At 73.2% G+C, this 13,863-nt stretch carries 10 protein-coding genes and 3 pseudogenes; 5 read left to right on the top strand and 8 right to left on the bottom strand.

What is annotated here, in order from left to right:
- Nucleotides 1–226: 226 nt before the first annotated feature.
- Nucleotides 227–598, bottom strand: coding sequence for a zinc ribbon domain-containing protein (locus AB0J72_RS37335; RefSeq protein WP_363407520.1), 372 nt, complete (start codon nucleotides 596–598; stop codon nucleotides 227–229).
- 91 nt (nucleotides 599–689) lie between these two features.
- Nucleotides 690–1,037: pseudogene (locus AB0J72_RS37330) on the bottom strand (hypothetical protein); the annotation flags it as partial.
- A gap of 657 nt (nucleotides 1,038–1,694) precedes the next feature.
- Between AB0J72_RS37330 and AB0J72_RS37325 the strand changes: the two are divergent.
- Both AB0J72_RS37325 and AB0J72_RS37320 read left to right on the top strand, forming a co-directional pair.
- Nucleotides 1,695–2,231, top strand: a complete 537-nt coding sequence (locus tag AB0J72_RS37325; RefSeq protein ID WP_344499646.1) for a PadR family transcriptional regulator — start codon at nucleotides 1,695–1,697, stop codon at nucleotides 2,229–2,231.
- Nucleotides 2,225–2,872: an ATP-binding cassette domain-containing protein gene (locus tag AB0J72_RS37320; protein ID WP_363407517.1), complete on the top strand. Its 648-nt coding sequence runs from the start codon at nucleotides 2,225–2,227 to the stop codon at nucleotides 2,870–2,872. Before AB0J72_RS37325 ends, AB0J72_RS37320 begins: the two co-directional genes overlap by 7 nt.
- 42 nt (nucleotides 2,873–2,914) lie before the next feature.
- Here the strand turns inward: AB0J72_RS37320 and AB0J72_RS37315 are convergent, their stop codons facing one another.
- On the bottom strand, nucleotides 2,915–4,066 hold the full coding sequence (locus tag AB0J72_RS37315) for a transposase (RefSeq protein WP_363407514.1): 1,152 nt from the start codon (nucleotides 4,064–4,066) through the stop codon (nucleotides 2,915–2,917).
- A gap of 56 nt (nucleotides 4,067–4,122) precedes the next feature.
- Here AB0J72_RS37315 and AB0J72_RS37310 point away from each other — a divergent pair.
- The 3 genes and pseudogenes from AB0J72_RS37310 to AB0J72_RS37300 form a co-directional block, all read left to right on the top strand.
- Nucleotides 4,123–4,224 (top strand): annotated as a pseudogene (locus AB0J72_RS37310) (IS200/IS605 family transposase); the annotation flags it as partial.
- 59 nt (nucleotides 4,225–4,283) lie between these two features.
- Nucleotides 4,284–6,239 (top strand): hypothetical protein, encoded by a 1,956-nt coding sequence (locus AB0J72_RS37305; RefSeq protein ID WP_363407511.1) that lies wholly within the window; start codon nucleotides 4,284–4,286, stop codon nucleotides 6,237–6,239.
- 10 nt (nucleotides 6,240–6,249) lie between these two features.
- Nucleotides 6,250–7,155, top strand: coding sequence for an NAD(P)H-binding protein (locus tag AB0J72_RS37300; RefSeq protein ID WP_363407509.1), 906 nt, complete (start codon nucleotides 6,250–6,252; stop codon nucleotides 7,153–7,155).
- Here AB0J72_RS37300 and AB0J72_RS37295 read toward each other — a convergent pair.
- From AB0J72_RS37295 to AB0J72_RS37275, 5 genes and pseudogenes are all read right to left on the bottom strand, one after another.
- Nucleotides 7,148–7,525, bottom strand: coding sequence for an SgcJ/EcaC family oxidoreductase (locus AB0J72_RS37295; RefSeq protein ID WP_363407506.1), 378 nt, complete (start codon nucleotides 7,523–7,525; stop codon nucleotides 7,148–7,150). The genes AB0J72_RS37300 and AB0J72_RS37295 overlap by 8 nt on opposite strands.
- Nucleotides 7,526–7,559: 34 nt before the next feature.
- Nucleotides 7,560–7,928: an STAS domain-containing protein gene (locus AB0J72_RS37290; protein ID WP_363407503.1), complete on the bottom strand. Its 369-nt coding sequence runs from the start codon at nucleotides 7,926–7,928 to the stop codon at nucleotides 7,560–7,562.
- A 185-nt stretch (nucleotides 7,929–8,113) separates the two neighbouring features.
- A pseudogene (locus AB0J72_RS37285) lies at nucleotides 8,114–8,443 on the bottom strand (STAS domain-containing protein); the annotation flags it as partial.
- 328 nt (nucleotides 8,444–8,771) lie between these two features.
- Nucleotides 8,772–10,526 carry a glycoside hydrolase family 76 protein gene (locus AB0J72_RS37280; RefSeq protein WP_363407500.1) on the bottom strand — a complete coding sequence of 585 codons (1,755 nt, stop codon included), beginning with the start codon at nucleotides 10,524–10,526 and terminating at the stop codon, nucleotides 8,772–8,774.
- A 4-nt stretch (nucleotides 10,527–10,530) separates the two neighbouring features.
- Nucleotides 10,531–13,800: a DUF5127 domain-containing protein gene (locus AB0J72_RS37275; protein ID WP_363407497.1), complete on the bottom strand. Its 3,270-nt coding sequence runs from the start codon at nucleotides 13,798–13,800 to the stop codon at nucleotides 10,531–10,533.
- Between the last annotated feature and the right edge of the window lie 63 nt (nucleotides 13,801–13,863).

Here is a 13,863-nt window from a genome sequence, read left to right as displayed (position 1 = left end):
CCCACGCCAACCCCTGGATCTGGGGACGGCCCGCACCACCGAACCGCACACTCCGCCACAAGTTCGTGTACCACCTTTAACGAACGTTGCACTAGTGCTGTGACCACTGATGTTCACCGGGTTGGTGGTGTTGTGGTTCCTCGCCGCACGGGTGCGTCGAGCGACTCCCCACCGTGATGGGGTGGGCCTCAGCCGGCCAAACCGACTCCTGCCGCCCCCATCATGTTCACCGTCGCGTCGCCGGGTGTGGCGGCATGACGGTGCGGTGGGGGTCGGCGGGGGTCACGCCGGGACAGTCCGGCACCGGGAAGGTGTCGTCCTGCTCGACGGTGCGTGAGCGCCTGCGGCAACACTGCTGCTGCCGCTGGGGTGCTGGTGCCGCCGCCCGCGGAAGCCCCGGTATGCCCCGGGTGCGGGTGGCGATGGTGGCGGCCGCGAACAAATCACGGTGCCCGGAGAGATTGCGATGCCGGCAGGTCATGGTCCGACCGGCCGGTTTGGTGATCTTCCGGCGGCAGGTGGGGCAGGTTGAGGAGGTGCCGCGTTCGTCGACGAGATGGACGGTGATCCCGGCGAGTTCGGCCTTGTCCCGCAGCACGGCGATGGCGCGGCCGACCTGCCACTGCCGCAGCCGCAGGTTGTGCCGGCGCCCCGCGGGCAGGTTGAGGACGCCGCGGGGGTTCGCCGACGGTCAGCGTCCCGATCCGCAGCCGCACCGCCCAGTCGATCACGGTCTTCGCCGCCTCGTGCTGTGCCTGCCGGATCCTGCGCTGGTGCCGGCCCTCGACGAGGCGGGCGCGGCGGCGGGTCTTGCGCCACCGCCACGACCCGCGCTGCCCGGGTTTCGGCGCCCGGCCGGCGGTCGCTCGACGCCGCTGTTTCGTGTCGGCCAGGTGCATGCGATGCTCCGCCCGGACCGCCCGCCCGGACACCAGTAGCCCGTGCCCGCCGGGCCCGGCGACCGCGTGCGGGTGGATGACACCGAGGTCGACGCCGGCGACCCGGGCCGGGTCCGGACCTGCGCCTGCCGGGTGCACGGTGACGGGGGCTTCGGCGGTTGACCTCGACCCACAAACCGGCCACCCTCAGCCAACAGGGTCACCGACCGGACCTGCTCCGGCGGGTACGGCACAACCCGGTCCAGGCGCAGCCACAGCGGCGCACACCCACGCGTGACCGGCAGCCGCAGGCGCCGCCCGTCCAGGGTGAAGGTGCCGTGGTAGTAGCGGACCGGCAGCAGACCACGTCGCCTGCGCGGGAACCGCGCGGACAGGTCCCCGGCCTTGCGGCGCTTCGCCGCCGTGAACCACGCATCCGAATACCGGCGCGGCACCGACCTGGCCCCGATCGAGTCGAGGTCACCGAAGGTGCCTGGCCCGGCCGTGGACAGCTCCCGGCACAGCGCCTGATACGACACCACCGGCGGCGCGTCATGCCGCCACGGCCAATGGTTGACCTCCAGCACACACGCCCACACGTCGCCAGCCGAGCGCAGCAGCCCGAAGCACCGCTCCCGCTGACCACGCGTGGTCCGCAACCCGACCCGGCAGGTGCGATGCACCACCCGAGCAGCAGCAGGATCACGACGGCGAGGCATACGAACACTCAAGCACGGGGGTACGACAGAAAATCCCGGCCGATGTCAGGGGCACGATACTAGCAACTGCGTTGCTAGTTGCGGTACTGTCCGACACATGTCGGTCAGTCGATCCCTGCTGGGTCTGCTCGAAGGGCAGCCGCAGTACGGGTACACGCTGCGCCAGCGGTATGACCGCTGGTTCGCCGGCGGGCATCCGGTCGCCTCCGCCCAGGTGTACTCGTCGCTGCGCCGGCTCGCCGACGCCGGGCTCACCGAGCAGGTCGGCGTCGAGCCCGGCGGCGGCCCGGACCGGCGGCTCTACGGCATCACCGGCGCCGGCGTCGAGGAGCTGGAGCGCTGGCTCGCCGAGCCCGAGCTGCCCGACCTGCGCGCCGCCCGGCAGGTCCTGTTCGCCAAGATCGTGGTCGCGCTGCTGACCAGCCGGCAGCCGCAGCGGATCCTGGAGCGGCAGCGGCAGACGCACATGGCCCGCATGCGGCAGCTGCGCGAGGTCCGCACGGCGGGCGAGCCGATCGAGCAGCTCGACGCCGACTTCGAGATGTTCCACCTCGAGGCCGACCTGCGCTGGATCGACGCCGCCGGGCCCCGCATCGACCGCATCCGGGCGAGTCTCCAGGAGCACCCGTGCTGACGGGCCGGGGGCTGCGGCTCGCGTTCGGCGCCGCGCAGGCCCTCGACGACGTCGACCTGTCCGTCGCGCCGGGCGAGGTCGTGGCGGTCGTCGGGCCCGCCGGCTGCGGCAAGTCCACGCTGCTGCACGTCTTGTCGGGGGTACTGGTCCCCGACGGCGGCCTGGTCACCTTCGAGGGCCAGGAGCTGAACGGGCTGTCCGACGACGCCCGCAGCGCGATCCGCCTGCGCCGCTTCGGCTTCGTGTTCGAGTCCGGCGACCTGATCCCGGAGCTGTCCCTGCGGGAGAACGTGGAGCTGCCGCTGCGCCTGCAGGGCCGCCGCGACTCCGCGGCCGGGCTGCTCAAGGAGCTCGACCTCGTCGACGTCGCCGACCGGTTGCCCTGGGAGGTGCCCGACGACCAGGTGCTGCGGGCCGCCGTCGCGCGGGCGCTCGTCCACGACCCCGCCGTCGTCTTCGCGGACGAGCCGGTCATGGCCGTCGGCGACGCCGCCGGGGAGCTGCTCCTCGACGCATTCACCGGTGCGGCCCGCCGCCGCGACGCCGCGATCGTGCTCGCCACGCGGCAGGCCCGCGTCGCCGCGTACGCCGACCGCACCGTCTTCCTCCACGACGGCCGGCCCGCCGACTCCCCGATCTGAGGACTTAACGCTTCCCCACGATGGATCCGGAGGATTTCTGACTCAGGCCGCATGCAACCCGCTCCAGGAGGAGGTGATCGCATGTCTTACGCCATCAACATCAGCACGGTCACGCTCTGCCGTGGCGAGGATGACCCTCGCAGCATTCTCGTCGCGTCCGGCGGTGTGACCGCAGGTCGTGCAGACGAACGTTCGCACACCCAGCCCGAGTGGTTGCGTGGCTCTTGCGAAGCACCCGGAACAGGTCATGGTCGTGTAGGCGGGCGGCACCAGCACCACCTTCCGGCCCGCCCGCGCGCCACGTTCGATCAGCTCCCGCTTCGCCGCGCCGATAGCGGCGTCGGCGGCCTTGCGCGCCATCGTGGACCTCGCCAGGAACACGGGCTTGAAGTCCTCCACAGCGATGATCTGATGGTTGTCGACCACGCTCTTGGCCCAGATGCGGGCGGTGTGCCGACTCTGCCGGGCGACCTTCCTGTGCAGCTTCGCGGCCTGCCGTCTCGCCCGCAGGTAGCCGCTACTGCTGGCGTGGCCGTTCAGCGGTCGGCGGCGGGCCATCCTGCGTTGCGCTTTCGCCAGTTCAGCGGCGCACCGCTTGCGGAACCCGTGGTGCGGCAGGTCGTAGGCGGGGTTCGTGGTCGTCGCGGTGGTGGTGACACCCCAGTCGATGCCGATCGACCCGGTCACCTCAGGCGCATTCGCGCTTTCGCGGCGGACGACGAACGACGCGTACCAGTGCCCGAGGCAGTCCTGGAACACGCGAACACTGGACGGCTCCGACGGCAGGTCACGGGACCACACCACCGGGATGACGATGCCGCCCGCGAGCCTGAGACGCCCGCCGTTGAGCGTGAACCCACGCACCGTGTAGTCCAGCGTCGGCAACGTCTTCGAGCGCTTCTTCGGGCGGGGCCGGCCCCTGCCCTTGATCGTGAACGAATGCGTCAGGGCGAGGCCATAGGTTCGCAACACCTGCTGCTGCACGACCTGCGACCCGCTGCGAAGCCAAGCATTCCTGGCCCGAGCCTCGGTGAGGAGTCTGCACAGTTTCGCGAAGGTGGGCTTACGGCCGCTGCGTTGCTGGTGAACGGCTTCGTTCCACAGCCAGCGACAGCGGCCCCACTCGGCCATGAGCGCGGCAACCGCCGTCGCACCCGGACGCAGACGGTAGGTGTACCGCACCACATCTTCCACACGAAACAGCATATGACAACAAGTTGTAGCGAGCCGGGACGGACGAGGTCAACCCGCGGCTGCCGGCGCTGTGAACCAACTCGTACTTCGTCGCCACGACCGGCGGCGCAACCTTGGAGGTCGTCAAACGCTACGTCGAGCATTGGCGCAACGCCTAGAGCACTTCCGTGCCTCCCCAAGGCTGAAGCCGAGGGCTTCTCGAGAAACTTCAGGTGACATGGCACCCGACACGGAACCCTGGCTGCGGCTCGGTGTCCGGCTCACGTTGACCGGCGGGCGCCGGGCGTGGGCCCGGATGGCGGTGATGGCGTCCGGCACCGCGATCGGCGCCGTGCTGCTGCTCGGCGCGCTCGCCGCCCCCGGCGTCATCGCGGCGCAGGACCACCGCGAGACCGCACGCGACATCATCGCGGGCCCGGTCGACAAGGACGGCGGGACGCGCTTCGCCATGATCCAGGACAGCATCGGCGGGCGGGAGCTCGTCCGGTTCGCGGTCGCGGCCATCGGAACCCGGGATCCGCAGGTGCCACCGGGGCTGGCGAAGCTCCCGCTGCCGGGCCAGGCCGTCGTCTCGCCCGCGCTCGCCGAGCTCATCCGCACCGACCCGCGGGCCCGCGCCCGCTTCTCGCAGCGGGTCGTCGGCACGATCGGCCCCGCCGGCCTCGTCGCCCCCGACGAGCTGCGCGCCTGGGTGGGTGTCGACCCCGCGGCGCTCGCCGGCGCGCCCGTCATCATCGGCTTCGGCCCCAGCGGCGAGCCGCCCATCCCGTGGGAGAAGTACCAGGTCGGCGAGCGGATCGTCACCACCGCGCTCACCCTGTTCCTGCTGTTCCCGCTCGGCGTGCTGCTCGCCACCTGCTCCGCGGTGGCCCCCGGCGTGCCGAGCCGCCGGTCCGCCACGCTGCACCGTATGGGCGCCAGCCGCCGCCAGGCGGAGCTGGTCGAGGCGGCCGAGATCGGCGTCGTCTCCGCGCTCGGCGCGCTGCTGGGCACCGGCGTGTTCCTGCTCCTGCTGCGGCCGCTGTCGGGCGGCTGGCACCTGGGCCGGTTCCACTGGTTCGCCGCCGACGTGCACACCCCACCCGCGATGATCGCCGCGGTGGTGGCCGGGCTGACGCTGCTCGCCGTCTATCTCGACGACTACGGCTGGCCTCGGCCGACCCTCGATTCTCCGGCTCCGCGCCCGAGCGCGGGCCGTCTGCTCACCCCGGTGCTCGGTGTGGCGTCGGCGGCATCGGTACTGGTGCCGGGGTTGCCCTTCGCGGCGCAGGCAACCCTCTTCACCTGCGGCATCCTGCTGTGCGCCGCGGGCCTACCGGCGGCGGTGCCCGTGCTCACCGCCTGGCTCGGCCGCCGCCTCGCCGCCGTGGGCCCGTTGCCGGTGCGCCTGGCCGGCCGGCGCCTGGACCACACGCCGTCCCACGCGCCGCGGCAGGTCGCGTCGGTCGCCGTGGCGATGTTCCTGTCGGTGGTCGGCCTCGCCGCCGCTGCCGGCTACGCCGAATGGACCGGCCCGAGCCCGCGCAACGGCACCCCGGAGGCGACCTACGTGATCGTCGGCCCGGAGGCCGGGCTGGCGGAAGCACCCGGCGTCGACCGCGTGATCGGGTCGTCCGGCGACGGCGGACACGCCACTGTCACCGTCTCCACCGATCCGGCCGACGCTGAGGCGTTCGCCGCGTACGTCGCCGCGCACCTCCCGGCGACCTACCTGGAGCGAGCCGGCGACGTCCGGCCCGTCCCGCTCGGCGGGCCGCTGGAGTCGGCGCACGGCTTCGACCGCTCCGCCGGGCTGGTCCTGCTGTCGGTGACCCTCGCCGTCGCCGCGCTGCTCGCCGGGGCCGCGTTCGGGGTCGGCGCCATCGAACGGTTCCTGCAGCACCGCCGGCGCAACGCCCGTCTCCTCGTCCTCGGCGCGCCGTGGCGCACGGTCGCCGCGGCGGAGTTCCTGGCCGCCGCGGTCCCGCTCGCCGTCGCCCTGGCCCTGGCCTGCGGCTGCGCCGGCGTCGTGCTCGCCGCCTGGACCCGGACCCTGTCACTGTCCACATCGGACATCCTGGGTGCCACTGCCCCGGCGCTGTGGGTCGCGGCCGCGCTGCTGGGCGTCCTGGCCGCGATCGCGCCCGCCGCCGTCCGCCGCCGGGCCACCGCCACCGACCTGCGCCGCGCCTAGGATCGGTAGCATGACGATCCTGGTGACCGGCGCGACCGGCAACGTGGGCAGGCTCGTGGTGCGGCGGCTCGTGGCACAGGGAGCGCGGGTCCGCGTCCTCACCCGCTCGCCCGGCACGGCACGGTTTCCGGATGGCGTCGAGGTGCTCGGCGGTGACCTCGACGACCCGGCATCGCTCGCCGGCGCGCTCGCCGGGGTCTCCCGGATGTACCTGTTCCCGGTCGCCCGCACCGCCCGTGACGTGGTGGAGCTGGCGGCGCGGGCCGGCGTCGAGCGGATCGTCACCCTGTCCTCGGGCGCCGTCACCGGCGGCTACGACACCGACTTCCACCTGCCGGTCGAGCGGGCCGTCGAGGGCTCCGGCCTGCGGTGGACGCACGTGCGCCCCGGCGAGTTCATGCTCAACAAGCTGTGGCTGTGGGGACCGTCGATCCGCGCCGAGGGCGTCGTCCGCGAGCCGTTCCCCGACGCCGCGTGGTGCCCGGTCCACGAGGCCGACATCGCCGACGTCGCGGCCGTGGCCCTGCTGGAGGACGGGCACCACGGCAGGGCGTACGACGTGAACGGCCCCGCGGTGATCACCCGCCGGGAGCAGGTCGACGCGATCGCCGCGGCGACCGGCCGGCCGGTGCGGCTCGAGGTGGTGACCGCGGGGCGGGCCCGGGAGCTGTACCGCGCGCAGGGCGGTTTCGCGGCGGCCAACGCCGACTTCCTGCTCGGGTTCGAGGACTACTCCGGCAACGCGCCCGCCGCCGAGGCGGCCTCCACCGATGTCGCGGCACCCTCCGCCGGCGTCGAGGCCGCCGCGCCGGTCCCGGTGGAGCTGCCGACGGCGACGCCGGTGACCGGGCGGGCGGCCCGCACGTTCGCGGAGTGGGCCCGCGACCACGCGGCGGACCTCAGGGACCTCAGCTGACGACCGGCGTGTTCTGGCAGGCGGTCAGCAGCCAGCGGCCGTCCTCGAGGGCCATCACGTAGACGGGGCTGCCCTCGGCGGCGCCGTCCGGCGACACCGTCGTCTGCCGGACCCGCGCAGCGGCCACGTCGGGCCGGATGAACAGGACGTCGACCAGCTCGTACGTGACGGTCGTGCCGCGCATCGCACCGGGCAGCACCTTCCGCGTGAACTCGCCGATCTCGTCCCGGCCGGTCAGCCGCTTCCCGTGCCCCGTGGTCCAGACCGCGTCGTGGCGGAACAGCGCGACGAAGTCGTCGACCGCCTCCCGCCGCTGCGCGTCCTGCACCCTGCCGACGACGTCCCGGATCGCTGCGATCGCTGTGTCCATGCCGGACACCCTCCGACCTCAACCGGGCTTCAGGTCAAGCCCCGTCGGCGGCGAACGCGTCGTTGACGGTGGGGAAGATGGCGACGCGCTGGTCCAGCCCCGCCAGCATGAGGATCCGCAGCTGCAAGGTGCCGGAGGCGACGATGAGGCACAGCCGGAGCCCCTTGGCGCCGCAGGCGTCGGCGAACTGCAGGAGCAGCCGGACCGCGGCGGCGCTGAGGAACTCGACGGCGAGCAGGTCGACGATGACGAGGCTGGGCGGCGGCATGGACACCACCGCCGCCCAGCAGTCGGTGTGCACGGCCCAGCTGGTGTCGGCGTCGACGTCGCCGACGATCCGCAGGATGAGGGCCTCGGGGGTGACGACCGGTGTGACGATGGCCCGGGCACGGTCAGATTCCATGGTTCACCGTTCTGACGTGCTGAGCAGAGCCGGTCGTGGTGCCGATCCTCAGTCGGCCTCGGGGTCGAGTGTGTCATGGTCGAGGGCGACCAGCGACATGATCGTTTCCGCGGGAGCCCCACGGGCGCGTAGAGCCGCAGGCTCGTGTCGTTGTCGCGGTGCAGCGCGGTCAGCCGGTGCAGTGCCGCGACGCCGGCGCTGGCCAGACGGGTGACGCCGGTCAGGTCGACGGTCAGCGACCGGGTGCCGGTGGACCCGGCGTTGCGGATCGCGCGGTCGAACTCGGCGACGGTGGCGGCGTCGACCGGGCCGTCGATGCGGATGCGCGGGTCCGGCGCCGACGGCTGCTCCAGGACCAGCAGAAGCTCGGTGCGGGCGGGCGGCCGGGCGGACGCCCAGGCGAGGTCGCCGGCGGTCAGCAGCCGGGCCGGCTGGCTCACCTGGTGCGACACGGTGGCGGTGGTGCCCTGCTCGTCGTGCTCGATGCGCAGACTGTCGACCAGCTGGGAGGTCATCTGCAGGCCGAGCCCGCGGTCGGCGGACGGCAGCAGCTCGCGCTGCAGCGCCGTGATCACGTCGCGGGCCTGCTCGTACCGGCGCTCGGCATCGGCCGTCCGCTGCTGTTCGGCCTGCCGTTCCCGCACCTGCTCAGTCACCTCGACCACGTCGGCGTCCACCCCGACCACCTGACCATCCGACCCGTGCCGCGGGTGCAACCTCAGGTCGACATAGGAATCGACCTGCTCCCCCGTGTCCTGCCGGGTCAGCTGCGCCCGGAAGTTCCGCACGTACACCTGCTGCCCCGTTGCGAGCACCCGGGCGCCCGATCGGGCGACGATCCGGTCAGCCGGACAGGACGGCGGACAGGGCGCTGGCCTGGGTGCGCCAGTCCGCGGGGGCGGACGAGGAGGCGGCCCAGCGGGAGCTGACCCGGTTCAGGGGGTCGCGGCCGTTCCACACGGTGTTCGCCTGCGTGGTGCGGAACGACTGGAACTGGGTGCCCGCCTCCGCCAGGTACCCCATGAAGATCCCCTTGAACTGCTTGCCGTTGTCGTCGCAGGTGGACGGTGCGACGTCGCAGGCCTCGGTGAGCACGCCGGAGCGGACCAGCGGCGAGGCGAGCGCGGCCGTGCCGAGCTGGCGGGCGCGGTCCTGGTAGGCGGCGGTGCCGGTGGCGCGGTAGAGCTCCATGGCGGCGCCGATCGCGAGGCCCTGGTTGTAGCTCCACACGGTCTGCCCGTTGTTGGCGCAGCCGGTGGTGAGCCCGTCGTTGACCAGCCCGGAGGCGTTGATCATGCCGCTGGCGGTGAACCAGTTCCACGACGTGACGGCGCGCTGCAGCCAGGTGGTGTCGCCGGCGAGGCGGTTGTGCAGGGCCGCGGTGAGCCGCACGTACAGGCCGATCGTGACCGCGTTCTTGTAGGTGCGTTCCCGGTCCCACCACACGCCGCCGCCGCAGGTGGACGTGTCCCAGAAGCCGTGGACGTAGGCGGCGATGGTGACCGCCTCGTCGAGGTAGGCGCGGTCGCCGGTGAGGTCGTAGGCGGCGACCCAGGTCAGGCCCCACCAGGCGCTGTCGTCGATGGAGCGGCTGATGAAGTGCCCGTCGATCGGGTCGGAGGAGCGGGCGCCGGCCGGGAACGCGACCCGGTTCACGTCGAACGTCCGGCGGACCGTCCACAGGTATCGGGTGTCGCCGGTGCGGCGGGTGTAGTCGATGACGGTGCGCAGCGCGACGGCGGAGTTCCACCAGCTCGACGGCCACCACGCGGTGTTCGGGTCGTAGGAGTGCATCAGCGCGTCGGCCATCGCCGAGGGTCGGTTCGAGGACGGGCGCGCCCACGCGGTGCAGGTGACGGATCCGGCCCGCCCGCAGGCCCGGATCGCGCCGCCGTACAGCAGCGACACGGGATCGGCGGTGTTGAACCTGGCGGTGCGCGCCGCCGTGGTGCGGCCGAGCAGCGAGCCGCCGGGCCAGGACGCGCCGGCGTCCCACGAGCGGTCCAGCCACACCTCGTCGCCGGCCTGCCCACCCGACATGGTGCCCCACGCCATCCCGGCCGCGTCCAGGTGCAGCCCGAACGTCCGGCCGTTGAGGCTGGTCGTCCTGACGGTTTCGGCGTCGGTACCGCCGGAGGCCCCGTCGCACGTCGGTGCGCACAGCGGCAGGTGGCTCCAGCCGGTGCAGGTGACCCCGCCGGCGTCGCCGCACGCGCGGATCACGCCCCGCTGGTGGTGCGACGGGTCGCCCGCGTTGTACATGAGGGTGCGCGTGCCGGTCCAGGTGCCCGGGATCGACGCCTTGCCGAGCAGCCCGTCCCAGGTGGCGCCGCCGTCGAAGGACCGGTCGAGCCACACCGAGTCGCCGACGACGCCGGCGTCGATGCTGCCCCACGCCATGCCGTCCACATCGGACACGTGCAGCACGAGGCGGCGGCCGTTGATCACGACCGTCGGGACGGGGAACGTCTCCTGCCGGGCGAGGGACGGGTCGCGGGTGTCGCAGTACAGCGCGCAGATCGCGGCCGCGGCGTGCGCGGCCGGCCCGGGCAGCACGATGAACCCGAGCAGCAGCAGGGATACCAGGACACGTCGCATGAGGTCACCTCAGCACTCTGACATCGGTGGTCGTCAGGGCCCGGTTCCAGACCCTGACCCGGTCGATCTGGCCGGGAAGGAAGTCGGCGGCGGCACCGTTCCACCTGCCGCGGCCGATCGCGAAGGCCCCGCTCGAGGCCCACGCCGAGGGTTTCGTGGCGGTCGCGGCGAGGACGCCGTTGACGTAGAGGCGCAGCTGCCCGGCGGCGGCGTCGCGGACCCCGACGAGGTGGGTCCAGCCGCCGGCCTGCGGCGGGAACGGCGACACCGCGCGGGTCGCGGCGGCGCCGGCGGTGTCCGAGGCGAGCATGGCGAAGGCCCACGCGTTGTCGGCGGCGGAGTACTGCAGGTAGAAGCCGCTGCCCTGGGCGCCGTCCTGGCTCAGCACGGTCGCGAAGTTGGCGGTGGACGTGAGGTTGACCCACGCGGCGACCGTGAAGCTGCCGGCGGTGTCCACAAGGGACGCGGCGGTCGCCGCCGAGCCGCCGGTGAGGGTGAGGGCGCCGCCGCTGTACGTGGCGCTCCCGGACAGGGTGAGGCCGGTCTCGGCGGCGTCGAGCTCGAACGCGCGGACCAGGCCGGCATTGTTCCCCGCGGCGGCGGCGATCTCGGCGGCGGTGAGCGCGTGGCCGAACGTGACGACGTCGTCGACGCCGCCGATGAAGAAGTCGGCGGGCGCGCCGTTCCACTTGCCGCGGCCGACGGCGAGCCCGCCGGTGGCGCGCCAGGCGGTGGTGTAGCCGACGCTGCCGTGCGGGACGCCGTCGACGTACAGGCGGAGCTGGCCGGCGTCGGCGTCGTACACCCCGGCGAGGTGCGTCCAGGCGTTGAGCGTGGGGACCACTGTGGACAGTGCGCGGGTCGCGGCGGCGTTGTCGGTGTCGGCGGCGGGCATCGTGAAGGCCCACCGGTTGTCGGCGGCGGAGTACTGGAGGTAGAAGCCGGACAGGCGGGTGCCGTCCTGGCTGACGACGGTGCGGAAGCCCGACAGGCTGCCGGGGTTGGCCCGGGCCATCACGGTGAAGCTCGTGTCGGTCCGCGCGACCTGCCGGGCGGTGACCGGCGCCGTCGCGCCGGTCAGGTTCAGCGCGCCGCCGCTGACGGTGCCGCCGGCGCCGAGGTCGTTGCCGTTGCCGCTGGCGTCCGACGGCCCGGTGGTGAAGGGCCACGCGCCGGTGAGACCGTTCGGCACGGACCGCAGCGACATCAGCGCGAGCGCGCCGCCCATGACCGGCCGGGCCGCGAAGCCCTGCTGGTTGCCGGAGTCGGTGTCGTGCCAGTCGGAGAACGGCACCCGCGACGTGGTGGTGTCGGCGTACAGGTACGCCTTGGCGATGAGCGCGTCGCGGGCGGCCGGCTGCGCGGCGAGGAAGCCGGCGGTCCACAGCTCCCAGTCGACCTTCGTGTACCCGTGCCGCGGGTCGAGCGGCACCCCGTAGGCGTGCTGCTGCGACAGGTACCAGGCGGCCTCCTCCGCGGCGATCGCCGGCGGGACCAGGTTGGTGCCGAGCAGCCGGTCGGCGAACCCGTTGTACTTCAGGCTCCACGTGGTGTCGGCGCCGTCGTAGGTGAGCTTCAGGTGGGTGCGGCCGCCGTTCTGCGCCATCGTCGCCCACTGCCCGATGTAGGCCTTCGCGGTGGCGGCGTAGGTGGTGGTGACGCCGGCGGCGCGGGCGATCGAGTCCATCGCGGCGATGCCGACGATGCCTTTCAGCGCCAGGTTGACGCTGTGGGCGATGAAGCCGGTGAAGTCGTCGGTCTGGTTCTGGTTGCCGGGGTCGGGCAGGTTCGCGACGAGGTAGTCGGCCCACTGCCGCAGCTTCGCCAGGTGCGCGGTGGCGTAGGCGGTGGCCTTCGCGGCGGGCATCCGGGCGATGAGCGCGGCGACCATGATGAGCATGTTCGCGGACTCCTCGACCGGCATGTCCTCCTCGTCGGTGCCGATCCGGCCGAACGCGTTGGGGTAGACGCCGAGGTCGTGCGGCGCGTGCGGCTTGTCGAAGCCCCGCAGCTCGGTGTAGTCGAACAGCGGCGCGAGCAGCAGCTCCAGGTAGCGCGGGCTGAGCGCGAGGTACGCGGGGAACGCCGGGTACATGACGTCGACGGTGCTGAAGTCGCCGTTGGACGAGATCTCCTTCAGCGTGACCCACGGCGCGCCGCCGCGGCTGACGAGCTCGGTGCCGCCGAACGCCTGCCGCAGCACGAGCGAGCACAGCGCCGCGTACTGGGTGCCGCCCGCCTGCTGCGCGGCCGCGGTGACGGCGGCGTCGGTCGCGGCGGCGCCGGCCCGGGCCGCGTCGCGGTCGGCGCGGAACCAGCGCAGCATGTCCTGCCAGGTCGCCCACTGGGTGCGCCAGTACGGGTCGAGGTTGGCGCCCAGGTAGGACACGGCCGGCGTGCGCACGTGCCCGATGACGCAGACGACCGCGGGGCTGCCGGCGGCGCCGACCTGGCCGAGGTCCCGGCTGAACGCCAGGACTGGCCACGCGTTGTTGATGGCCCGCGGCTGGTTGCTGTCGGCGGTGTTGAGCAGGGTCGCGTTGCCGGCGCCGCGGGCGCGCACGGTCGCGTCGGCGCCGGTCTGCCAGGTGAGCCCGGCGACCTCGTCGGTGGAGAAGACGACGGTCCCCCAGGACGCCTGGTCGCCGGCCTCGCCGAGGACCGTCGGACCGGTCGGTGCGCAGGTGTGGACCCGCTGGTCGCCGACGACGGCGGTGCTCCAGCCGATCTGCTTCGTCCGGTCGCCGTGCGCCCACTCGCCGGAGATGTCGAGGTAGACGCTGACGGCGTGGCTGCCGCCGTCGGCGGCGGTCGCGGTGACGCTCAGGTAGCTCATCGGCACCGACTGGCGGCGCAGGTTCGCGGGGTCGACCGGCGACAGGAACTCGACCTCGAGGCGGACCGCGCCGGCGGTGATCGTGAACGTGGAGCGGGTCGCGGTGACGACGAGCGCGGTCTGCGTGGCGAGGGGCCAGCCGCCGCTCGGCGAGCCCATGAACACGAACGGCTGGCCGTCGACCCGCACGATGCCGGTCATCGCGGTCGCGGCGCCGGCCCAGAACGTGGGCCAGTTGCCGGGCAGCGTGTCGGCGCGCAGCCACGTCGACAGGTACGGCGACCGGACCGCCAGGGGCGTGGCCGGCGGCCGGATCGGGCTGAACGTGGACGCCGCCAAAGCACTGGCCGCGTCGGCGTCCAGGGTGACCCCGGCCGCGCCGGCCAGCCCGGCGAGCGCGGCGAGCCGGAGGACGTCCCGGCGGGACGCGTGTGGCATCGATGTCACGTTGGGCTCCCATGGCGGTGGAAGGGCCGACGGATTCGACATCAGCAAACAATT

The organism is Dactylosporangium sp. NPDC049742, assembly GCF_040674675.1.
In the GTDB taxonomy this organism is placed as follows: Bacteria; Actinomycetota; Actinomycetes; order Mycobacteriales; family Micromonosporaceae; genus Dactylosporangium; species Dactylosporangium maewongense.
Note: the sequence above shows the minus strand (reverse complement) of the source record. Positions and strands in the feature narration are given on the sequence as shown.